This window comes from Kitasatospora sp. NPDC002040, from assembly GCF_040296785.1.
GTDB lineage: Bacteria > Actinomycetota > Actinomycetes > Streptomycetales > Streptomycetaceae > Kitasatospora.
Genome location: NZ_JBEOXV010000002.1, coordinates 470,675 through 492,761, shown reverse-complemented (window position 1 = coordinate 492,761; position 22,087 = coordinate 470,675). Strand labels below are relative to the sequence as shown.

The window sequence follows — 22,087 nt, the reverse complement described above, 5'->3', positions numbered from 1 at the left end:
GCAGGAGTACGAACCCGTGAGTCCCAAGCAGGTGGCGCCCACCGGCGTCGACCCCTACTTCCCGACCCACGGGGACGCCCGCTACCGGGTGCACCGCTACGAGCTGGTGCTGGACTACCGGCCCGGGCCGAACCGGCTCGGCGGCTCGGCCCGGCTCAGCGCGGTGGCCGGCGCCGCGGCGCTGGCCGAGTTCGCGCTCGACCTGGCCGAGTTCCGGATCGGCCGGGTCCTGGTGGACGGCAGGGCCGCGCACTACACCCACCGGGCCGGCAAGCTCCGGATCCGCCCGGCCAAGGCGCTCGCCGCCGGGGCCGCGTTCACCGTCGAGGTGCACTACACCGGCAACCCGAAGCCGGTCCGCAGCCAGTGGGGCGGACTGGGCTGGGAGGAGCTGACGGACGGTGCCCTGGTGGCCAGTCAGCCCGTCGGCGCCCCGTCCTGGTACCCGTGCAACGACCGCCCGGCGGACAAGGCCTCGTACCAGATCTCGGTCACCACCCCGACCCCGTACACGGTGATCGCCGGCGGCCGGCTGCTCAGCCGCACCACCCGCTCCTCCAGCACCACCTGGGTGTACGAGCAGCCCGCGCCCACCTCGAGCTACCTGGTGACGGTCTCGATCGGCCAGTACGCGACGGTCCGGCTGATCGAGGGCTCGACCACGCCTTCGCCGAACCGGACGGTGCCGCAGACCGCCTACCTGCCGGCCCGGCTGCTGCCGGAGTTCACCACCGACTTCGCCCGGCAGGCCCGGATGATGCACCACTTCGAGGACCTGTTCGGCCCCTACCCCTTCGGCGAGTACGCCGTGGTGGTCGCCGACGAGGAGCTCGACGTGCCGGTCGAGGCGCAGGGCCTGGCCACCTTCGGCACCAACCACCTGGACGGCAGCCGGACCTCGGAGCGGCTGGTCGCGCACGAGCTGGCGCACCAGTGGTTCGGCAACAGCGTCTCGATCGCCGACTGGCGGCACATCTGGCTGAACGAGGGCTTCGCCAAGTACGCCGAGTGGCTCTGGGCCGAGTACGCGGGCGGCCGCACCGCCGCCGCGCACGCCGCCACCGCGCACGCCCTGCTGGCCGGGCTGCCGCAGGACCTGCGGCTGGGCGACCCGGGGAAGAAGCTGATGTTCGACGACCGGCTGTACCAGCGCGGCGGGCTGACGGTGCACGCGCTGCGCTGCGCGCTCGGCGAGGAGGCCTTCTTCCGGATGGTGAAGGACTGGGCGGTGCGGAACCGTCACGGCGTCGTCGCCACCGCCGACTTCACCGCGCACGCCGACCGCTACGCGGCCGCGCCGCTGGACGGCCTGTTCCACGACTGGCTGGACGACCCGTTGCTGCCGCCGCTGCCGACGGCGGGCGTGTCACGGTAGGTGTGGGTATCGTCGCTCACGGTTGCGGGGCCTGACGCCTCGCCAGGTCTCCGGAGGCAGCGGCATGAGCGACAGGCCCACCATCGTCCTGGTCCACGGCTTCTGGGGCGGCGCCGCCCACTGGGCCAAGGCGATCGGCGAACTCGACCGGCGCGGCCACGCCGGCCTGCGCGCGGTGGAGAACCCGCTCACCTCACTCGCGGACGACGCCGAGCGGACCCGCCGGATGGTCCGTCAGGTGGCGGGCCCGGTGCTGCTGGTGGGCCACTCGTACGGCGGCGCGGTGATCACCGAGGCGGGCGACCTGCCGAACGTGGTCGGCCTGGTCTACGTCGCGGCGTTCGCCCCCGACGCGGGCGAGAGCCCCGGGCAGCTCAGCCAGGAGGTGCCGCCCGCCGCGCTGGCGAACCTGACCCCGGACTCCGACGGCTACCTCTGGATCAGGCCGGAGAAGTTCCACGAGAGCTTCTGCCAGGACCTGGCGCCCGACGAGGCCCTGGTGATGGCGGTCACCCAGAAGGCGCCGCTGGCCTCCACCTTCGGCGACAGCATCACCGCCCCGGCCTGGCGGGCCAAGCCCAGCTGGTACCAGGTCTCCACCGAGGACCACATGATCCACCCGGACAACCAGCGCCGGATGGCCGCGCGGATGAACACCCGCGAAACGGTCGAGCTGCGGGCCGGCCACGCCTCGCTCGCCTCGCAGGCGGGAGCGGTGGCCGACCTGATCGACCGGGCCGCCGCCGCTGTCACCGGCGCCTGACGGCCCGGCGGGCGAGGGAGCCGGCCGGGACGCCGATGGGACTGTCAGGACTCTTCATCCCGCTCGCCGCAGCGGCCGCCGCCGCGCTGCTGGCCTGGCTCAGCCATGTGCTGCTGCACCGGCACACCCTGCCCGACACCGGGCCCGCCGTCGGCACCGCGGCGGGGGCCGTGCTGTCCTTCTTCGTCGTCACCATGGCGTTCCTGCTGGTCAACTCCACCGGTGCGCTGACCACCGCCCGGCAGAACAACTATGCCGAGGCGGCCGCGGCCGTCGACCTCTACCTGGCCGCGCAGCAGCTGCCGGAGCCGGCCAGGCACCAGCTCCGGGGCCACACCGAGGAGTACCTGCACCAGGTGATCGAGGTGGAGTGGCCGCAGATGGCGGCCGAGCGGATCGATCCGGCGACGTTCGCCCCGGCCTACCACATGCGGCAGATCATCCAGAACCTGCCGGTCGACGTGCCGGTGCGGGCGTCCGACGACGCCCATGACGCGATGGTCGGGCTGCTGACGCAGCGCCGGATCCGGATGGCCGCGGCGAACGACGGCGCCCCGACCTTCCTGCTGGTCACGCTGGCGGGTGCGGCCGTGCTCTCGGTGCTCTTCCTGGTGCTGCTCGGCTGGCCCCGGGGCAGGCGGGGCATCATCGCCATCGGCGTGGTCGGCGGGGTGCTCGCCTTCTCGATCTGGCTGGTGCTCCAGATCGACCACCCGTACGGATCGGGCATCCGGGTGGAGCCGGCGGCGTTCGACGAGGCGCTGGTGCGGATCTCGGCGATCCGGAGCGCCGGCTACTGACGGCCCGTCGGCCGGGCCCGAGATCGATTCAAAAATCTATAGTGACTTCCCCCGCGAAGTCTTGACCTCATGGCTGGACATCGTCAATCGTGTACTCCGCACGGCGCGATCCTCTGCGTGATCAGATGTCATCTGCCTGTGAGGAGACCGGAGTTGGACGAAAAGAAGAGCGAGACGGAGCAGGCCGAGGAGACCTCACCCGCCAGTCGGCGCGGGTTCCTCAAGATCATGGGAGCCACGGCCGCCGCCGTGTCCGGCAGCCAGCTCGTCCCCGACTCGGCCGTGGCGGCAGCCGCCAGCGGTGAGCCGCAGATCGCCCTGGACGTGGTCGACTACATCGACGGCCACTACGTGCTGGCCGCCCGGTCCGCGCACCTGGTGGCCGGCATGCCGACCAGCGGCAGCCCGCTCCGCCTCCGGGACGGACTGAAGATCGAGCTCACCTCGGGTCGGGCGGAGATCCGGGAGGACCGGTACACCGGCGCCATCCTGCTCAAGCCCGGAGCCGGCGAGGTGGTCCGGGCCCGCGCGACCGCCCCGGCCCGCAGCGCCGCCGCCGCACTGGTCGGCTCGAACACCGACCGGACGGTGGGCGGCCCCGAGGCCGCGGTCGGCTACGACGCCAAGGGGCTGCCGCCGGGCCAGCTGCTCACCGACGCCGCAGGTGGCGGGGCCTGCAAGGCCTCCGGATCGCCCACCGAACTCCGGGCGCTGATGGCCCCGATGACGGAGCACCTGTCCGCCGAGCGCCGGGCCGTGGTGGAGTCGCTGGCGGGTGACGGCTACCGGACCAGCCTGCGGGTCAGGGCCGCCATCATGGGCAACGTGATCCCGCTCGCCCCGGACCAGCGCGCGATCCACTGGCGGCACGCCCGCTACTACGGCTACGAGGCGATGCTCGGCCTGCTCCGCTTCACCTACAACACCGGCAGCCGCTCCACCCTGTCGATGCAGGGCCGCGGCCGGGACTTCTACCCGCCACCGGACTCAACTCGATCTACTGCCGGATGGAGATGCTCGACCTCGGACTCGCCGGGCTGACCCGCGACCCGATGCGGCTGCCCTCGGACACCCTCACCTGGCCGCCGTACTCGACCCCGATGCACCTGTCCGCGCCGGTCACCTTCTACGACGAGGCGCACCCCGAGACCTCGCTGCTCACCATCGAGCAGAACACCATGTCGCTGTACGACTACCACGGCATGACGATCCGTCCGCTCAGCTCCAAGGTCGACGCGGCGGGTGTGCTGCACGCCGCCTACCAGGTCACCAACCAGACCGGAGCCCGCTTCTCCGGCCGGTGGATGCTGATCGGCGACCACGCCGACCGGACCTTCGCCAACACCGACAAACCGCTCGAACTCGGTCCGGCCGGCTCCCGCACGGCCACCGCCACGATCGAGGTGACCGCACCGGTCACCAAGTCCGAGCTGACCCAGCGGGTGGCGTTCGCCGTGATGTCGCTCTCCGACCCGGTGGTGCTCGGGATCACCGCGCGCTCGTTCAAGTACCCGTATGCCTGACCGTTCCGACGCTCCGCTCGACAGCCGGGTGCCCTTTCGGGGTGCCCGGCCGTCGGCCGGTGGTGAGGCGCAGGCCACCGGTGGCCGCTGGCTCGGGATCGACAGCGAGCAGCCGGGCCGGACACTGGTCGTGCAGGCCGATCTGACGGCGGACCGGGTGGAGGACTGCCTCCGGACGCTCACCGCCCTGACCCGGGCGCTGGGCGCGGCCGGTGCCCGGCCCGGCTTCGCCCGGGTGGCGGCGGGCGCCCCGGTGGTGGCGCCGACCGTGCTGGTCGGGTTCTCCGCCCGCCTGTTCGGCGGCCCCTGGACGGTGCTGCGCGACGACGAGGAGCACTCCGCGCGCTGGGGGCACCGGGTCCGCCGCCCGTCCTCGCTGCGGATGATGGACGCCAAGCGGGACGACGAGTACCCGGCGTTCCGGACCGAGAGCCAGTACATCGCCCACGAGACCGACCTGGTGCTGGTGGCCGAGGCCGACCGACAGGACCAACTCGACACCGTGCAAGAGGTGTTGCGCGAGGTGGAGGCGGCCGGCGGCCTGGCCGTGCGGGCCGTGCACCGGGGCGGGCTGCTGGCCGGAGGGCGGGACCCGTTCGGCTTCGAGGACGGCACCAGCAACCTCCAGTACCTGCGCGAGCACGACCCCGAGCGGTACGCCGACCTGGTCCTCGACCGCGACCTGTACGGAGGCGGTGGCGGCGATTCGGCAGGCAGCTACCTGGTGTTCCGCCGCTACCGCACCTTCCCCGAACGGCTCACCGCGGCGGAGCCGCTGGAGCTGCCCGCGTCCCGGGGCGTCCCGGCCCGGAGCCTGACCCCGGTCGAGGTGGTCGGCCGCTGCCCCGCCTCCGGCCTGGTCGTCGACGCCCTGACCCGCCGTCCGCTGCCCGCCGAGCCGGACGAGCGCCAGGGCGCCCGCGCGATCCCGCAGTCGCACGTACGCCAGGCGAACCCGCGCGGGCAGGGCACCACCAACTTCGGCCACGCCGTCCGGGTGCCCGACGCCCGGATCCTGCGCCGCAGCTACCCGTACGTCGGGGAGGGCCCGGACGGCACCGAGTGCGGGCTGCTGTTCATGGCCTATCAGGCCGAAATCCAGCACAGCGGCTTCGAGTTCATCCACAATGAATGGCTGATGTCCCAGTTCAATGGCGCCCCGGACCCGTTGCTCGCGCCCGAGTCCGGGCTGGTCGAGCCGCTGACCGGCTGCTACTACTACGTTCCCCGGGACCAGCCGCAACTGGACGAGGTGCTGGGGGAGTTGCTCGCACAGGAGGAGACATGACCCAGGACCAGGTCACCGTGGCGGCTGACGGGACAACCGTACGAGCGGTGGTCCGGCTGCCGGGGCGGAGCGCCCAGGACGCGCTGGCCGCCTTCACCGATCCCGTCCTGCTGAAGAGCTGGTGGGGCGGTGAACTCACCGTCGGGCTGGACCCCCTGGGCCGGTACGCCGTGCACTTCCCCTTCCTGGAACAGACGATGGACGGTCGGGTGCTCGACTACCGCCCCGGTGAGCTGCTGGTGTTCAGCTGGGACTGGGCGCACCAGCCCGAGCAGGTGGGCGACTGGTCGGTGACGGTCCGGGCCACCGGCACGGCGGACGGCGCCCGGCTTGACCTGGTGCACGGGCCCCGGGACGGTGCCCGGCCGACGGCGGAGGCGGAGTCCGTCGAGGGTCACCGGGAGGGGTGGGCGTACTTCCTGCCCAGGCTCGCTGCTGCGGTGTAGCCGTACGGCCCGCGCCTTCAGGCCGGCCAGGTGGTGCTGCCGGGCAGGGAGGCCGGGGTGCTGCTTGCCGCCTCGAAGAGCACCGGGATCGCCTCGCTCTGGAAGTCGACGTCGGAGTCGAACTCCTTCACCATCCCCTCCAGCACCAGCAGGGAGAGCAGCGGGAAGGCGAACTCCGCTGCGGCGTAGACCCCGAAGTCCCGCTGGGCCTGGAACAGCTTCGGTGCGAACTCGGCCAGGTTGAAGTCCTTGGAGACGGCCAGGGTCGCCTCGGCGACCAGCTTCTCGACCCGATCGCGGAATCCCGCCACATCGCAGTCCGGATCGACCACGGCGGCGCTCTCGATCGTGATGTCGGCGCAGCGCCGGCCGCGCCCCAACGCCATGTTGAGGAAGAACTCACCGAACAACCGCCGGACATGATCCGGGAGTTGGACCACGAAGCCGCCGTCGAGGATCACCACCTCGCCCTGGCCGGTCAGGTAGAGGTTCCCGGGGTGGAGGTCGCAGTGGACCGTGCCGTCCAGGAAGAGCATCCGGTAGACGGCCTGCAGCACGGTGCGCACCACCTCCCGGCGGGCCTCCGGGTCGAGCGCGTCGGGGCGGAAGCGTCCGAGGTCGGTCATGAACTCCATCACCACCGTCTCGTCCGTCGACAGCGCGTCGTCCGGCAGCGGGAGTCGGAGACCGGGCAGATCGGCCAGGTTCTTCCGCAGCACGTGCAGCGATCGGCGCTCCAGCGCGAAGTCGAGCTGGCGCAGGATCGCGCCCCCGACCTGGCCCACCATCTCCTCCGCCGGGACCCGGCGGAGCGAGGGCACCCAACGGGCGCAGCGGGCAACGGCGGTGGCCAGCCGCAGATCCGTCGCCATGGTCGCGGCGATACCGGGCCGGCGGATCTTGAGCGCGACCGTCCGGCCGTCGCGCAGCACCGCGCGGTGCACGGTGGCGATGCTCCCGGCGGCCACCGGCGCCCAGTCCACCGAGGTGAACGGCCAGTCGTGCTCCGGGCCGTGGACCGACTCGACGATCGCCCTGATCTCCTCCCGCCCGGGCGCCGGGACCCGGTCGGTGAGCCCGCCCAGCGCACGGCAGAGCGCGGGCGGCAGCAGATCCCTTCGGGTGCTGAGGAGTTGGCCGCCCTTGACGAAGAACGGGCCGAGCTCGGCCAGCAGGGCGGGCACCGCATGGGCATGGCCGCGCCGCAGCCGACGCGGGGTCACCTGCCGGACGGCGGTAGCGGCACCGGCGCGGACCAGATGGCGGCCCAGGACCAGGACGATCTGCCCGGCCCGCCGGGCGAGCTGCTGCGAGCCGATGGGTGCGGAGGGGGCCGTCATGACGTTCCGTCGCCTCGTTCCACTTCGGGGGCGGTGCTCGGATGCTCGATCAACTGACCTGTTTGTCATGACTACTACACCGCCGGAGCGGTTCACAAGACCCCGTCCGGCCGGTACCGGTGCTGCGCCGGTAGGGTTTCTGGGAACTGGTGCGGCTCGGTTCGGTTCGGTTCGGTGGGAGGTGGGGGGATGGGTCGGCGTACGTACGGCCAACTCTGCGGCATCGCCTCGGCCCTGGACGTCCTGGGCGAGCGGTGGACGCTGCTGGTGGTGCGCGAGCTGCTGCTCGGCCCGCAGCGCTTCAGCGAACTGCTGGCCAACCTCGACGGCATCGGCCCGAACCTGCTCACCGAGCGCCTCCGCTCGCTGGCCGAACACGGCGTCATCGAGGGCGTCGCCACCGCGGCCGCCACCGCACAGGACGGCCGCGCCCGCTCCTACCGGCTCACCGAACTCGGCGAGCAGCTGCGCGAACCCGTGCTCCAACTCGGCCACTGGGGAATGGCGTTGCTCGACGGCGACGAGAACCGGCAGGCCCGCGCCCACTGGGGCTTCCTGGCGGTCCAGACGATGGTGCGGGGCAACCCGGTGCCCGACGCCGACGAGGAGTACGAGTTCAGGATCGACGGCCTGCACTTCCACATCGCCGTCGAGGCCGGCCGGCCGACAGCCCGCAAGGGCCCGGCCGACCGGCCCGCCATGGTCGCCACCTCCGACGCCCACACCTTCGTCCGGATCGGCGCCGCCCTGATCACCCCCTTCGAGGCGGTGACAGCAGGCCGGCTCGTCCTGGACGGCGACCCGGACGCCGTCGTGCGGTGCAGCCGCCTGCTGGGACTGCTGCCGTGAACCGCCCCGGCGCCACCGCCTCGTTCAGCCCCTAGGACCGGTAGCGGAACAGGATCCGACCACGGGTCAGGTCGTACGGGCTGAGCTCAACGAGCACCCGGTCGAACGGCAGGATCTTGATGTGGTGCCTCCGGATCTTGCCACTGATGTGCGCGAGCACCTTGTGCCCGTTCTCCAACTCCACCCGGAAGTTGGCGTTGCGGAGGCACTCGACGACGGTCCCGTCGGTCTCGATGCCCCCTGCTGTCGTTGTCTTCATTTTCTCTCCTCGCGTCGGTGGCTGTGCAGTTGTCGGTCCCGGTTCGGGACGGTGGAGCGCCGGGTCGGCCGAGTCAGCGGAGCACCAGTTCCAGGCTGCTGCCCATGCGCCGGGCGCCGATCCCCTCGAACAGCGCCACGGCCGCCCGGTTGGATTCGTCGACCTCGGCCGAGGCTGCCGCCACCCCGGCCCGGTGCAGCGCACCCAGGGCCTGGGCCAGCAGCGCCCGCGCGATCCCGCGCCGGTGCTGCCCGGCCCGGACGGCGATCAAGCCGATCCGGGGCTGGCGGGGGACCGGTGCCAGGCGGAGCAGCCCCACGTACTCGCCGTCCACCACGGCCACCACGTACTTCGACAGGTCGAGCGGCGTGCGCCCGTCGGGACGTGCGACCATCTCGGCCGGCATGGTCCGCCATCCGACGGAGGCCTCGACCTCGGCCCGGATCGCGTGGTCCAGCGCACGCAGAGGTTCCTCCTCCGCCGCACCGGCGGCCAGGACCGTCACCCCCGACGGCGGTCGTACGGAGCCGAGGCCCGTGACGCCCGGGTCGGTGGGCACGAGGTAGTGGTGTTCGGTGCGTTCGGCGGTGAAGCCCGCCCGCTGCCAGCCGGCCGTGAGCTCGGGGTCGGCCGCGTCGACCACCGTGTACAGCGGCCTCGGCAACGCCGGTGGCATCGCCTGGAGCAGCTGATCGAAGGCGTCGCCGTGCCAGGACTCGATCCCGAGGAACGTCCGCCCGTCGGGCCTGCTCCACGCCTCGCCGTAGCCGACCACCTGGTCGTCCGCCTCGGCAGCCTGCCAGCGATCGTCGGCGACCCGCGTGACGGTGACCGGGTGGGAATGTGTGGTGTTCATAGGTGTCTGCCCTTCAGGAGTGCTTGGTGTTCAGGCACTCCCGGCGACACCTACGTCAACCGCCCAACCGTGAAGGACTGGGGGAGCACCCATGCAGTACTGCGTTCACGGGTCTCACCTCCAAGGCGTGGTTTCACGGTCGACCGGACGGTATCAGCCGGGCCGCCCGTCGCCCAACCCCTTTTTGTCGCCGGTCCGCGCGCACGCCGGGGCGGTGGCCGCTCGGCCAGCCGGGTCACGGTGGACGTCCGGCCGTTTCTCCGGGCCGTCGACGGGTGATGCCTTGCTGCTGGAGCGGCGGCCGTCCCCGCCGCCGAGTCGCCGTCTGGAGGCCCCGCCGTGTCACTCCGCTCCCGCCGTTCGACGCTGACCCGCCGTCACGGGCGTGCGGTCACCGCCCTGCTCACCGCTTCGCTGGCGCTGGTGCCCGCCGGGCCCGCCCTGGCGGGGCCCGGCGGGCCCGGCGGAGCAGCGCTCCGGGCCCGGCTGCAGGAACTGGTCGACCGCCCGGACGGACCGCCCGGCGCCATCGCGGTGCTCCGCGACGGCGAACACCTCCGGGTGTACCGGGCCGGGGTGGCCGAACTCGGCACCGACCGTCCGCTCCGCCCCACCGACCACATGCGCCTCGCCAGTACCGCGAAGGCGTTCAGCGGCGCGGTCGCGCTCCGCCTGGTCGACTGCGGACTGCTGGGCCTGGACGACACTCTCGCCGACCGCCTGCCCGCGCTGCCGGCCGCCTGGGGCGCGGTGACGATGCGTCAACTGCTGCAGCACACCAGCGGGTTGCCGGACTACAGTGCCGCACCGGACTTCGTCTCGCTGCTCCGTGCCGACCCCCACCACGTGTTCGACTCCCGGCACCTGCTGGACTTCGTCGCCGACCGGGACCTGGAGTTCGCCCCCGGTTCCCGCTACCAGTACTCCAACTCCGACAACATCGCCGTCGCCCTGCTGGCCGAGGCCGCGACTGGACAGCGCTACGAGGACCTGCTCGCCTCGCAGGTCTACCAGCCGCTCGGACTGACGCAGACCAGCCTCCCGTCCGGCTACCAGCTGCCCGAGCCCTACCTGCACGGCTACGACGTCGAACCGGGCAGCCCGACGGAGGACGTCAGCACGCTGTTCGGCGCCTCGGGGTCCTGGGCGTCGGGCGGCCTGGTGTCCACCCCGAAGGACTTCAGCGCGTTCATGGCCGGCTACGCGGGCGGTCCGCTGATCAGCGACGCGACCCGGCAGCAGCAGCGGGCCTTCGTCACGGGCGCCTCCGAGCCGGCCGGCCCGGGAACCAACCGGGCCGGCCTGGCGATCTTCGAGTACACCACCCGATGCGGTGTGGTGTACGGGCACACGGGCAACACCGCGGGCTACACCCAGCTCGGCGCGGCCACCCCGGACGGCCGCCGCAGTCTCACCCTCTCCGTCACCGAACAGGTGAACCAGAGGAGCAACCCGGACCTGCTGGCACACCTGCGCTCGGTCGAGGAGGACTTCGTCTGCGCGCTCCTGGCCGACGGCTGAGGACGTCGGTGCTCAGGGATTGCTCGTGGTGACGGTTCGCGGTGGTGTGCGAACTCGACGGGCAGCGGGGGTTGCATCGGGCGGTCTGTGGCGACGGTCCGGGGTGGGCCGGGGTGCGGAGGGTGTGCTGGGACCGCCACAGGTGGGGGCGCCAACAGCGTTCGGGGGACAGGCGCTTCGGGACGGTTGCTGCTGGTGCGGAGCCGGTGGTGGATGGTCTGCAGGCCGTGCGGCCGTCCCGGAGCGGGCCTGTCGCTGCATGATCGCTATGCTGCGGGACATCCGTTGTCGAAACGGCGTGGCGAAGCGTGAGAAGGAGTGGTCTTGGTGGCCGACTCTGTCGACCAGCCGGATGAGCCGGCAGGCATATCCCGGACAGTGCGGAAGAGGTGGCTCGGCCTTGCTCTGCTGGGCACCGTGCTCGTCGCGGCGTCTGCTGTGGGTTGGGCGCTCGTCGGTGGTGACGCCGACCGCGTGGCCGTGCCCGCCGCTACCCAGGGAAACCCGGCCTCCGCCGAGCCGACCCCGTCGGCCACCCCGTCCCCGACGCTCTCACCGTCACCCTCCCCTACGCCGAGCCCATCGCCGACGCTCACCGCCGAACCAGAGGCGACCACCACCGACTCGCCCGCCACGGCCCGTTCGACCGCCACCCGCAGCGCGACGAAGACCCCGGCATGGCAGATCAGCCCCGGCCATGACCACACCGCCGTTCCCTCGCCCACGCGTAACCCCACGTGCGCGTACGACCCGGCGGGACGGCTGATGACCTGCGACCCCGTCCGCACCGCGACCCCGCTTCCCAACCCCGCGCTTTCGCAGAAGCCTTTCACCCCGTCCACAGTGCCGCCGGGGGGACACCTGTAACAGCGTCAAGGGAGCACCCGTGACCGTGGAAGCCGAACACCGGGTTGGCGTCCGGTGCCTTCGCCAGTTCCTGTATCTGCTTGCGGACTCCCACCCAAGACCCAGTGCCAGCGTCGGTCAAGCCGCCGCACTGTGCCTATCAGCTCTGGCTGCTAGCACTGCTGCTGCGTTGAGAAGCGTGGTCTCTTCTGCTGGGACCCTGCGCAGGGCGGGAATCCAGTGGGTGTAGTGGTCAGCATCGCCGACGGCTGACCTCCGCATGTGCGAGGACGACCTGGTGCGCACGGTGATCTGCACGGTACTGTTCGGCTGACCCACGGGCGTTCAGACGGACTTCGCCTGTGCCACCGCCCCGGCTCGATCGCCGAGCTGACGAACCACCCGCACCGCCGGCTTCGCCCGGACATGCTGCCGCAGGGTGGCGAAATGCTCGTCTCCCCGCACGGTCGAGAGAGCTTCGTAGTCGTCCAGGAAGCGGTCCCAGGTTGCCGCCGCGGCCTCGACATGGCCCTGCTGCCACTGACGGGTGGCCAGAACGCCGTTCGCGTGGAGTCGCCCCTGCCGTTCGTTCACGGGGCGTGACCGGTTCGACTGCTGCATGGCCTTGATCGACCCGGGCAGGTCTCCGAGTTCGGCGAGAACGTGCGAGACGTGGAAGAAGTAGGCGGCCTGGTCGTACCCGCCGACGGCGTCGTTGCGGCCGTCGGCCTTCGACAGGGCGGCCTCCGTTTCGGCGAGCCAGGCGAACGCCTGCCGTCGGTCCTTCACCATGGCTGCGCCGTGGGCCTGTTGGCCTCGGAGGAAGGCAGTGAGGCGCGGCCCCGCGGCCGGGGCGGCCTCGGCGGCGCTGTCCGCCAGTTGCAGGGCCTTCGGCCCGTGGCCGAGGTTCGACGCCTGCAGGGCCATGCCGCGCAGCGTTCGACAGTAGGTCAGCTGGTCGCCGGCGTCTCCGGCCAGTTGGAGTGCCTGGAGGTAGTACTGCTGGCCGAGCCCGTGCGCCTTCTCGTACATGGCCATCCACCCGGTCAGGTACACCAGGTCAGAGGCTGCGGCGAGCATGCCGGCCTTCACCGCTGACGTGGCTTCAGCGTTCACCCAGGGCATCACGGTGTTCGCCAGGAACGCTGCGGCCATCGGTCGGGCGTGGCCCGCCCCCAGTTCGTCCAGGATGTCGGCGATCCTGGTGGTCATGGTCCGCACCGTGGTGACCTCGCCGGCGCCGATGCGCACTGTACGGCCGGCCCGCTCGGTGATTGCGGAGCTGTCCATGCGGTCGCCGAGTTCAGAGAATCCGGGGACCGCCAGGGCCGCTGAGTAGAGGGTGGCGGCGAGCATGCCGCGCCGGGAGGGGTCCATATCGTCCTTCACCAGGTCCACCAGGTTGTCAGGCGTGCCACCAGGGCCGGAGGCCGTCGTGCTGAAGCCGGCCGCAGCCGATGTCACGGGCCGACCGAGCGCGGTCGAGAGTGCTTCGAGGACCAGGGGCTGGACTCTCCGCCGTGGCAGGGTTCCGGACCGCCAGTACGACACGGCCGACTCGTCGTATGACAGGTCCAGACGAGCCGCCGGGCCAAGCCGGTTCACCGCCCGGGCGAGTCGGCCGTTCGTCCATCCCGCCTCGTTGATCAACGCGGACAGCGCCTGGTTTGGTGCGCGCTTCCGTGGTGCCGTCACGGTCGCCTCCCGACTTTCAAGGCATTCAAGTTTCTTACAAGCATGCCCAGTTCTCTCCGACGGTGTAAGGGCGTTGACTGATTGTCAGTCGCATCGGGGCGAGGACCGGAGTGATCCGGCCCATCGGGCATCGCCCGGCGCATGATCCAGGGAGCGCACATGACCCGTATGAGCCCCAGTCGGTGGCTGCGGCGCGTCCGAGGGTCTGCGCGAAGCTCGCCGACCTCCGCTGCGCCTTCCCCTGAAACGCCGCTGCTCGGGCCCGCGCAGCGGCGGCCACCATCCGTCGCACCACCGACAGAAGGAGCACAGTCCATGTCCGCCGCAACCACCGAGCGACGGGGCGTCCCGTTCGGCGCTCGCGAGCTCCAGCCCCCGTACACGGTCCACATCGACCCGTCCGAGTTCAGCTACGACCCCGACCGGCAGGTCAACGTCATGAACGCCGACGGCTCCCTGTGGGCCCTGACGCCGGTTGCCGCCTCGAGTACCGGCACGAACAACGACTCCACCGGGTCGGCCGACGAGACGTCCGACCCGTACGCGTTTCCCGGTGACGAGGCGGCGTAACCGATGACAACCGCGCCGCGCGGGCAGGTCCTTGTCGTTGCCGAGGACCTGGACCCGTCTGCCGACCTGGTCGTGCAAGCACTCGCCGACCGGAACGTGCCGGTGATGCGCTTCGACCTGGCCCGCTTCCCCCAGGACCTTGAGCTTGCGGCCGAGCATGAAGGCTGCGCGCCCGGGTGGTCCGGGGAGTTGGCGACCAGCGCTCGCGCGGTGCGGTTGGAAGAGGTCCGGGCCGTCTACTACCGGCGGCCCGGCCTCCCCGAGCCGAGCCCGGCTGTGGCGCCGGAGTACCGCGACTGGGCCGTGAGCCAAGCCCTGGTGGGCATGGTGCAGGTGCTCGGTGCGCTTCCGGCGGTGTGGATGCATCACCCTGACGTCTACCGCGCCGCAGCCCACAAGCCAGGTCAGCTCACCGCCGCCACCGCCTCGGGTCTGCGCGTCCCGCGGACCCTGGTGACCAACAGTCTGAGCCGAGCCCGGCGGTGGGCCGAGTCGACCAGCGGGTCGCTGATCGTCAAGCCGGTCACCGCAGGTGCCATCACCCTGACCGGCCGGCGGGCGATGCTGCTCCCCACTCGCCGCTTCGAGGCGGACCAGCTGGACGAGTCGCTGGAACTGACAGCCCACCTGCTCCAGGAATGGGTACCGAAGGCGTTCGAAGTGCGGCTCACGGTCGTCGGCGAGCAGATGTTCCCAGTTGCCATCCACGCGGGCAGCGCCGCTGCACAGGTGGACTGGCGCAGTGATTACGACGCGCTGGAGTACGAGCCCGTCCCGATTCCCAGCACCGTGGCGTCCGGGGTGCGCCGCTTCATGGACCGCTACCAACTCAACTACGGAGCCTTCGACTTCGCCGTGACTCCGAACGGTGACTGGGTGTTCTTCGAGTGCAACCCGGCCGGACAGTGGCAGTTCATCGCCGTGGCCACCCACCTTCCGATCGCCGAGGCCCACGCCTCACTGCTGCAAGGAGCTGTCACGTGACGACCACCGTCGACTTCGGGGACACCCGCGCCAGGCGCGATGCCCTCGCCGACCGACTCGCGACCGCCGGCCACGGCCGGGAGTGGACGGAGGCGGTGCGAGCGGTGCCGCGTCACCTGTTCGTGCCGGAGTTCTACGAGCAGGACCCGGCCGGCCACTGGCGTCCGGTTCGCTCCGGCGATACCGGGTACCTCGACGGCGTGTACAGCGACCGGGCTCTGACGACGCAGGTCACCGAGGGTCTGCCCACCTCGTCCTCCAGCGAGCCGGATCTGATGCTCACCATGCTCGAGGCCCTCGACCTGGAGGCGGGGCAGCGGGTCTACGAGTGCGGCCTCGGCACCGGTTGGAACGCGGGGCTCATGACCCACCGGGTCGGCGACCAGAACGTCACCAGCGTCGATATCGACGCTGATCTGACCGGGCCGGCCACGCGGCGACTTGCCCGTGCCGGGTACCGGCCGCACGTGCGCACCGGGGACGGCGTCGTCGGCGCCCCCGACCGCGCTCCCTTCGACCGGTTCATCGCCACCTGTGGGCTGCAGTCGATTCCGCGGCCCTGGCTGGCCCAGGCCGCACGTGATGCCGTGGTGGTCGCGCCGATCGGTTGGGGCCTGGTCCAGCTGACCGTGCACGGCGATGAGGCACACGGTCGCTTCCTGCCCCAGGGCGCTCACTTCATGGCGCGTCGAAGCACCGCCGCCAAACCCCGATTCGACGAGCTGAACGATGCCCCCACGCGCCGCACCACCGTCACCGTGGAGGCGGTCGAACGACTCGAGTTCCCGCTCTCCCTGGCACTGCCCGGCCATCAGTGGTGCACGTGGTCCGATGGCGAAGGAACCCTGTCCGCAGTCGGAATCTGGACGCCGGACGGATCGACCGCCATCGCCCGGGCCGACGGAACCGTACGGCAGATCGGACCCCGCCGCCTGGGGGACACCGTGGGCGAGCTGCAGCACGCATTCAGCAGCTCGGCCCCCAACCGCGCGGACTTCGGACTGACGGTCACACCGGAGCAGCAGCGGGTCTGGTGGGGCGATCCGGGCCATCTCGGCTGGGATCTGCCCGAGTTGGTCTTCACGCCCTGACCGGCCAGCTAACCACGGAAGCCCAATCAGGTCCTTGACAGTTACTACGACGGCTGACTCCTGCCTGTGCAGGGAGGACAGAACAGACCGGATGCGACAGCCCTTCGCCGCCGGTCGACCGCTCGGATTCCCACAGGACCAGGGGATCGGCAAACCCCCCTTCATCTCATCCTGGCGGTCCGAGTGCCATAGACCTGCACAGGTCATGGGTGCGGAAGTCCAGGCGCAAGCACGAGGCCTGCGTGGCGGAGGCTGTCCGGCCCGTACCGGAGATCGGGTCGGTAGGTCGTCAAGGACGTACGGGCCTGCGCCGGCCCTCGACAGCGATCCGGGTCGGCTGCTCAGGCGTCACTCACCGACCGGTACCCACGGGGTGCGGACGCGGTCCCATCGCATCCGCACCCCGCCCGCGTTCCGGGACCGGTGATCACGGAATCGGCGAACACCCGTACGGGCGGGCCCGTAGATTGTGGCCCTCGTGACGATTCCACCCCGGAGGCCGGCCGTGCGACAGCCCGCCCTGCACACCCTCGCCGCCCTGCTCGACCGTTCGCTGACCCAGATCGCCGAAGCCGCCGCCGATGCCCGGACCTTCGACCGCCGGCGGATCGCCCGGGTGTCGGACGTCTGGGACAACAACACCATCGGCTTCGTCAAGGCGGCCACCGTACGACCGGCCTGGGTCGGGGAGTCGTTCGCCCGCCGGGCCCTGCGCTGGATGGCCGACTTCGGCGTGCAGCGGCACGCCTGGGTGGCAGAGAGCGCCCTGGCGCCCGGGCTGCTCCCGCCGCCGCCGGCCCCGGTCTCCCCGGATCCGGCGTGGGACTGGAACGACGACATCACCCCGCCGTGGCAGCAGCCGCTCACCGCCGACGCCCTGACGCCCTACCACCTGACGGACTGCCGGATCGTCGGCTTCCAGGCCGAGTACACGGGTGACCACCTGCACGCCTCGATCGAGCTCGGCATGCGGCGCCGCTACGAGACCGCTCTCCTCCCGCACGGGGGAGCCCGGTTGCGGCTCCTGCTGGACGGGCTGACCGCGCTCGACCTGACGACGCACAGCAGTCCGCGGACCGATCTGGAGTGGCGCACCGGGGACGGCACCGTCGAGGTCCTGCTCGCGCCGCACGGCCGGCTGACGGCCCGGGAGGTCACGCTGCAGAACGAGGACCGCTTCTGGCACCTCAGCGAGGCCGGGATCGCCGCAGCCGCCGCCACCCCGCCCAGGCGCCGCAGCCTGCCCCGGCGCGACCGGCGGCCCTACGGCTTCCTGGGCAACGGGGCCGCGCCGCTGGCCGCCCGAGTGGTACGGCGGGCCCTGATGGACATGCGGTTCGTCCGGTCCGCCTACGGAGTCGAGCAGCAGCACGTGCTCGCGCTCTGCCGGGCCTTCGACGGAGCGGGCAGCGCCGTGCTGGCCGCCGCCGACCGGGGCGAGCAGGGCTTCCGGGACCTGGTCCTGGAGTGGGTGGAGCGAGGGTCCGACCCGCTGGCCCGGTGGTTCGCCGAGACGCTGCGGGAGAATTGGCACGGCGACGGCCCGACCGCGCGCTGGGCCCGGGAGCTGGCCACCGGGCTCCACCGCCGCCCCGTCCCGCCCCGGCCGGTGGGCGCACCGTCCGGGACGGCCGGCCTGCGCCAGGTGATGGTGGAGTTCGACGACCGCCGGACCGAGGGCTTGCCGGCCGAGGCCGCCGTCCACCTCGCCGTGCCACCACTGCCCGGCGCCGCCGACGGCGCCGGCAGCGGCTGGGAGCTGCTCTCGGTGGACTTCGCCGACTTCCGCCAACTCCACCTCACCCACGAGGCGTTCAGCACCCTCGCACCGCTGCGCCGGAGCCGGGACGCGCTCACCCTTGGCACCGCCTTCGCCCTCCACCACGGCCGCCCGGGCGGGCGCCCCTGACCGGCCGTCAGGGTCGGGTACGCCGCTGGGACCAGGGCCCGGCACTCCATCGGTAGCACGCCGGGACCGTAGTCCTCGTCCCGGGTGCTGACGACCGGTCAGGACCCTTCGTGGTGCCCTGGAAGGGACCGGGAGCACCGCGCTCCCCACCCCGGAGGAGACCACCCGTGCCCCTGTCCGCGCTGCGCCGCGCCACCGTCGTCACCGTGACGGGCCTCGCCCTGCTGGCCCCCGCCGCCCCCGCACTGGCCGACTCCGCCCGCCCGTCCGCCACACCGCTGCAAGGGCAGGTGGACGCTCTGGTGCGGGACCTCGGGGTGCCCGGCGCGGTGGCCACCGTGCGTGACCGGGACGGCCGGGTGGAGAGCCGCACGGCCGGCATCGGCGACCTGGCCACCGGTGCCCCGGTGCCGAGGGACGGCGCGATCCGGGTCGGCAGCAACACCAAGACCTTCGTCGCCGTCGCCGTGCTCCAACTGGTCGGCGAGCGGCGGATCGAGCTGGACCGGGATCTGGACCACTACCTGCCGGGCCTGGTCCGGGGCCCGGGCGGTGACGGGCGGCGGATCACCGTGCGCCAACTGCTGGGGCAGACCAGCGGCCTGCCCAACTACAGCAAGTACCTCTCCGACGAGATCCGCCCCTACCGGCCCGCCGAGCTGCTGGCGATCGCGCTCGCCCACCCGGCCACCTCGAAGCCCGAGGACCGCACCTGGGCGTACAGCAACACCAACTACCTGCTGGCCGGGATGCTGGTCGAGGAGGTGACGGGCCGTCCGCTGGGCGAGGAGCTGGAGCGGCGGATCATCCGCCCGCTCGGTCTGCGCCACACCCGCTTCCCCGCCCCCGGCGAGAGCACCATCGCGGGCCCGCACCTTCGGGGCTACTACCGGGACACCCCGGCCGAGCCGTTCACCGACATCACCGACATGGACCACTCCTGGGCCTGGGCGGCCGGGCAGTTGGTCTCCACCCCCGGTGAACTCAACCGGTTCTTCGGCGCACTGCTGCGGGGAGAGCTGCTGGCGCCCCGTCAGCTGGAGCAGATGCGCACCAGCACCTCCGACGCCTCGGCCACCTTCGGCCCGGGCGCCCGCTACGGCCTCGGCCTGGTGAGCCGCCCGCTCTCCTGCGGCGGCGTCTCCTGGGGGCACGGCGGCAGCATCCCCGGCTACGAGAGCCGGGTCGGCGTCACCGAGCACGGCCGGCGGGCGGCCGCCGTCGCGGTGAACGAGCAGCGGGGCGACGCCGGGCGCGAGCAACTGGACCGGGTGGTCGACGCCGCGCTCTGCGCCCAGCCTCGCTGAAGTCCTCCGGCGGGTCGTCCGTCAGAACCGGAAGGCGGCCCCGGGGTCCTCGAACGCGGGCGACCAGCAGTCGATCGTGCCGCTCGACGGATCCGCTTCGCCGTTGTACCAACGACCGTCCTCCGCCTGCACCAAGCGGACCTCGCCAACGTCCACCACCAACCGGGCCCGGAGCGGGGCACCCTCCAGGGTGACCGGACCGAGGGGTGTGACGAGTGCCGTCTCCGGACGGCCGGAGATCCGCCGCAGGTCCGTCAGCGTCCAGCCCTCCGGCAGGAGTTCGTTCCCCGGCTCGTGGTCCGGCAGGACCCGGGCCACCACCGCGTACCAGAGCACGTCCGGGGACAGGCTCAGCGGCAGGTGCGCCGTGAAGCAGAGGTGAGCGGCCCGCAGCAGCAGACCGGAGGTCCGCTGCCGGTACTCGTCGGGCACCAGGCCGGAGAACTCCACCTGCCCCTCGGTGCTGCGGTGGTGGAACCCCACCGGCGCTCCCGCCACCGCCCGGAGGAACTGTTCGCTCCCGGTCCCGGTGAGCGTCGCCGCTAGCTCGGCCGCCTCCGGGTCGTCGGCGACGGGCAGCTCGAACCCGACGGGCGTGCGCGGCGTCCCTCGGGGTGCGGGCGGATACGGGTGCACCGCGATCCTACGGACCGGGCTCAGCCGGCGGCGGCGGACTTCCGGCGGCGGAGCACCAGGGCGGTGCCGCCGGCGGCGGTGAGCAGGACGGCGGCGCCGACCGCGAGGGTGCGGGTCCGCTCGTCGGCCGGGGCGGCGGGCGCGGGGTTCTCGGCCATGGTGCTGCGGATCCAGGAGGCGTACGCGGGGGCACTGGTGTAGAGCCCGGGGCCGTCCTCGCAGGGGACCCCGGGGGCGCCGGGGCCGGAGGTGACGCCGACCAGCTCCCATTGGTCGTCCCGACCCTTCTGGAGTTGGGGGCCACCCGAGTCGCCCGCGCAGGCCATCGCCCTGGGCTTGGTGGAGACGGTGCAGAGCCGGGTCGGGCCCGCGTAGCCGGGGGCGCACTCGGCCTCCGCACCGAGCCGGGTCTCCAACTCCTGGAGGCGCTCCGGGAAGCGCCACTCCCCGAAGACGGTGGTGCCGAAGCCGAGCAGCCTGGTCGGGGTGCCGGTCGGGCCGGCCGCGTCGGCGATCCTGACCGGCCGCTCGGTGACCGGCCGGTCCAGCCGGATCAGCGCCAGGTCGTCCTGGTTGGCGGCCTTGTTCTCGCCGTTGCGGTAGCCGGGGTGGACGAAGCTGCGGTCGATCCCCCGGACCGTGCCGCCGTCCTTCCGCCGGTCACTGCCGATCCGGACGGTGCCGTCCGGGACCACCCCCTCGACCGCCAGGCAGTGGGCCGCCGTCAGCACCCACTGACGGTCGATCAGCGAGGCCCCGCAGTTGCCGTCCAGCAGGCCGTGCGCCGGGGCGGTCTCCGGGATGGTCGCCATGAAGGAGTAACCGGCAGGGGAGTCGGCCCCGTTGACGATGGCTCCCGCGCTGCCGACGGCGGCGGTGGCGCAGGCGAGGGCGGTCAGGACGCCGACGGTGGCGGTGCGGACGGTACGGCGGACGGGCTGCGAGCTCTGCACGAAACGTTCCTTCTGTCCGGGAATCGGTACGTGCCCAGCCTCGCCGTCCAAGATCCACCGGACCACGGTGCCAGCCGGTGGACCGGCGCACCGGGCAGCCACCCGGGCCACGGTGGGGCTGTCCCCCCGCTCGGCGCCACCCGCCCGGCGCCACCAAGGAGACAGCCCTGGCCGCCTGCACCGTCCCCCTGGGCGTACCGACCGTCGAACGCCTTGCCCTGCTGGGCAGTTGGACGGCGGCCGGTACGCCTGCGGATTCGGTTCGTCGGTGGGTCAGGCGCCCTCGGGACCGCCGGGGTTCTCGTACGTGGCGACGACGGTGGCCCGGGCCAGTGCGAGGAAGCCCAGGGTGCCGCTGATCGCGGCGGCCGAGGTGTCGGCGTCGAGACCGATGCTCTCGACGCCGAGGGCGTGGACGGTGAAGACGTACCGGTGCGGTCCGTGCCCGGGCGGCGGGGCAGCGCCGCCGAAGTCCCTGGTGCCGTAGTCGTTGCGGCCGTGCACGGCGCCTGCGGGCAGGCCCGGGAAGACGCCGCTGCCGGCACCCGCCGGGAGCTCGGTGAGGTCGGCCGGGAGGTCGAACAGCACCCAGTGCCACCAGCCGCTGCCGGTCGGGGCGTCAGGGTCGAAGCAGGTCACCGCGAAGCTCCTGGTCCCCTCGGGGAAGCCCGACCAGCTCAGCTGCGGGGAGAGGTTGCCCTCCACGTACACCTGGAGCGGGGACAGCGTGCCGCCCTCCCGGACGGTGTCGCTGGTGACGGTGAAAGCCGGCACGGGGCGCTGGATATCGTGCGGCAGTGGGGGCTTGGACATGGCGGAACTGTGCTCCCTGTTCGGTCGGTCGACAACGAGCGGGACAGTAGTGCAGTCGGCGCCGGACACGCCCAGGTCCGCCGTAAACCCGGTTTGCGCCGGCCGGGCCGATAAGCTTTTTTACAGGAACCGACGCCCGATCACGGCAGCGGCGACGGCCGGCGCTGCGCCGGGCCACGCGAGCGCGGCCTGACTCGGCGGGTGGTCCACGAGCGGGACGAAGCGGATGCCGTCCACCCGAACCGAACCGCTACCAGGTCGAC

Annotated in this window: 21 protein-coding genes; 14 read left to right on the top strand and 7 right to left on the bottom strand. The window is 72.2% G+C overall.

The features are described from left to right. Window positions 1-16: 16 nt before the first annotated feature. The 7 genes from ABT118_RS07540 (at window position 17) to ABT118_RS07510 (ending at window position 6,195) form a co-directional block, all read left to right on the top strand. The gene (locus ABT118_RS07540; RefSeq protein WP_350645666.1) at window positions 17-1,375 is read left to right on the top strand and encodes a M1 family metallopeptidase; all 1,359 of its coding nucleotides are present in this window, start codon (window positions 17-19) and stop codon (window positions 1,373-1,375) included. A gap of 64 nt (window positions 1,376-1,439) precedes the next feature. After that, window positions 1,440-2,138 (top strand): alpha/beta hydrolase, encoded by a 699-nt coding sequence (locus ABT118_RS07535; RefSeq protein ID WP_350645664.1) that lies wholly within the window; start codon window positions 1,440-1,442, stop codon window positions 2,136-2,138. 35 nt (window positions 2,139-2,173) lie between these two features. Continuing rightward, window positions 2,174-2,938, top strand: coding sequence for a bestrophin-like domain (locus tag ABT118_RS07530; RefSeq protein WP_350645663.1), 765 nt, complete (start codon window positions 2,174-2,176; stop codon window positions 2,936-2,938). A 153-nt stretch (window positions 2,939-3,091) separates the two neighbouring features. Then, complete coding sequence (locus ABT118_RS07525) at window positions 3,092-3,979, top strand: hypothetical protein (RefSeq protein WP_350645661.1); 888 nt, start codon at window positions 3,092-3,094, stop codon at window positions 3,977-3,979. Next, window positions 3,946-4,461, top strand: coding sequence for a hypothetical protein (locus tag ABT118_RS07520; RefSeq protein WP_350645660.1), 516 nt, complete (start codon window positions 3,946-3,948; stop codon window positions 4,459-4,461). Before ABT118_RS07525 ends, ABT118_RS07520 begins: the two co-directional genes overlap by 34 nt. Then, window positions 4,454-5,749 (top strand): Dyp-type peroxidase, encoded by a 1,296-nt coding sequence (locus tag ABT118_RS07515; protein ID WP_350645659.1) that lies wholly within the window; start codon window positions 4,454-4,456, stop codon window positions 5,747-5,749. Before ABT118_RS07520 ends, ABT118_RS07515 begins: the two co-directional genes overlap by 8 nt. Then, entirely contained in the window at window positions 5,746-6,195 is a 450-nt protein-coding gene (locus tag ABT118_RS07510) for an SRPBCC family protein (RefSeq protein WP_350645658.1), read from the top strand. Before ABT118_RS07515 ends, ABT118_RS07510 begins: the two co-directional genes overlap by 4 nt. 17 nt (window positions 6,196-6,212) lie before the next feature. On the opposite strand, the gene ABT118_RS07505 is transcribed toward ABT118_RS07510, so the two are convergent. Further along, window positions 6,213-7,535 carry an ABC1 kinase family protein gene (locus ABT118_RS07505; protein ID WP_350645657.1) on the bottom strand — a complete coding sequence of 441 codons (1,323 nt, stop codon included), beginning with the start codon at window positions 7,533-7,535 and terminating at the stop codon, window positions 6,213-6,215. 189 nt (window positions 7,536-7,724) lie between these two features. Between ABT118_RS07505 and ABT118_RS07500 the strand changes: the two genes are divergently transcribed. Further along, entirely contained in the window at window positions 7,725-8,384 is a 660-nt protein-coding gene (locus tag ABT118_RS07500) for a winged helix-turn-helix transcriptional regulator (protein ID WP_350645656.1), read from the top strand. Between the two features lie 31 nt (window positions 8,385-8,415). Here ABT118_RS07500 and infA read toward each other — a convergent pair whose 3' ends face one another. Together infA and ABT118_RS07490 are read right to left on the bottom strand one after the other, a co-directional pair. After that, the gene (gene infA / locus ABT118_RS07495) at window positions 8,416-8,643 is read right to left on the bottom strand and encodes a translation initiation factor IF-1 (protein ID WP_350645654.1); all 228 of its coding nucleotides are present in this window, start codon (window positions 8,641-8,643) and stop codon (window positions 8,416-8,418) included. 73 nt (window positions 8,644-8,716) lie between these two features. Then, complete coding sequence (locus ABT118_RS07490; RefSeq protein ID WP_350645652.1) at window positions 8,717-9,499, bottom strand: GNAT family N-acetyltransferase; 783 nt, start codon at window positions 9,497-9,499, stop codon at window positions 8,717-8,719. A gap of 339 nt (window positions 9,500-9,838) precedes the next feature. Between ABT118_RS07490 and ABT118_RS07485 the strand changes: the two genes are divergently transcribed. Beyond that, complete coding sequence (locus ABT118_RS07485; protein WP_502884494.1) at window positions 9,839-11,020, top strand: serine hydrolase domain-containing protein; 1,182 nt, start codon at window positions 9,839-9,841, stop codon at window positions 11,018-11,020. A gap of 1,191 nt (window positions 11,021-12,211) precedes the next feature. Here the strand turns inward: ABT118_RS07485 and ABT118_RS07480 are convergent. Continuing rightward, complete coding sequence (locus ABT118_RS07480) at window positions 12,212-13,561, bottom strand: NsdA family TPR-like regulatory protein (RefSeq protein WP_350645650.1); 1,350 nt, start codon at window positions 13,559-13,561, stop codon at window positions 12,212-12,214. Window positions 13,562-13,876: 315 nt separating this feature from the next. On the opposite strand from ABT118_RS07480, the gene tgmA reads away from it, so the two are divergent. From tgmA to ABT118_RS07455, 5 genes are all read left to right on the top strand, one after another. Further along, entirely contained in the window at window positions 13,877-14,131 is a 255-nt protein-coding gene (tgmA, locus tag ABT118_RS07475) for a putative ATP-grasp-modified RiPP (protein ID WP_350645649.1), read from the top strand. A 3-nt stretch (window positions 14,132-14,134) separates the two neighbouring features. Continuing rightward, window positions 14,135-15,115: an ATP-grasp ribosomal peptide maturase gene (gene tgmB, locus ABT118_RS07470; protein WP_350645648.1), complete on the top strand. Its 981-nt coding sequence runs from the start codon at window positions 14,135-14,137 to the stop codon at window positions 15,113-15,115. Continuing rightward, window positions 15,112-16,206 (top strand): methyltransferase domain-containing protein, encoded by a 1,095-nt coding sequence (locus tag ABT118_RS07465; RefSeq protein ID WP_350645647.1) that lies wholly within the window; start codon window positions 15,112-15,114, stop codon window positions 16,204-16,206. Before tgmB ends, ABT118_RS07465 begins: the two co-directional genes overlap by 4 nt. Before the next feature lie 505 nt (window positions 16,207-16,711). After that, window positions 16,712-18,115, top strand: a complete 1,404-nt coding sequence (locus ABT118_RS07460; protein ID WP_350645646.1) for a hypothetical protein — start codon at window positions 16,712-16,714, stop codon at window positions 18,113-18,115. A 167-nt stretch (window positions 18,116-18,282) separates the two neighbouring features. Further along, window positions 18,283-19,422: a serine hydrolase domain-containing protein gene (locus ABT118_RS07455; protein WP_350645645.1), complete on the top strand. Its 1,140-nt coding sequence runs from the start codon at window positions 18,283-18,285 to the stop codon at window positions 19,420-19,422. Window positions 19,423-19,443: 21 nt separating this feature from the next. On the opposite strand, the gene ABT118_RS07450 is transcribed toward ABT118_RS07455, so the two are convergent. The 3 genes from ABT118_RS07450 to ABT118_RS07440 all read right to left on the bottom strand — a co-directional run bounded on the left by ABT118_RS07450 (window position 19,444) and on the right by ABT118_RS07440 (window position 21,824). Then, window positions 19,444-20,058: a hypothetical protein gene (locus ABT118_RS07450; protein ID WP_350645644.1), complete on the bottom strand. Its 615-nt coding sequence runs from the start codon at window positions 20,056-20,058 to the stop codon at window positions 19,444-19,446. A 20-nt stretch (window positions 20,059-20,078) separates the two neighbouring features. Beyond that, window positions 20,079-21,011, bottom strand: a complete 933-nt coding sequence (locus tag ABT118_RS07445) for a S1 family peptidase (protein ID WP_350645643.1) — start codon at window positions 21,009-21,011, stop codon at window positions 20,079-20,081. Window positions 21,012-21,284: 273 nt separating this feature from the next. Next, a complete protein-coding gene (locus tag ABT118_RS07440) occupies window positions 21,285-21,824 on the bottom strand; it encodes a YbhB/YbcL family Raf kinase inhibitor-like protein (RefSeq protein WP_350645641.1) in 540 nt (179 codons plus the stop codon). Between the last annotated feature and the right edge of the window lie 263 nt (window positions 21,825-22,087).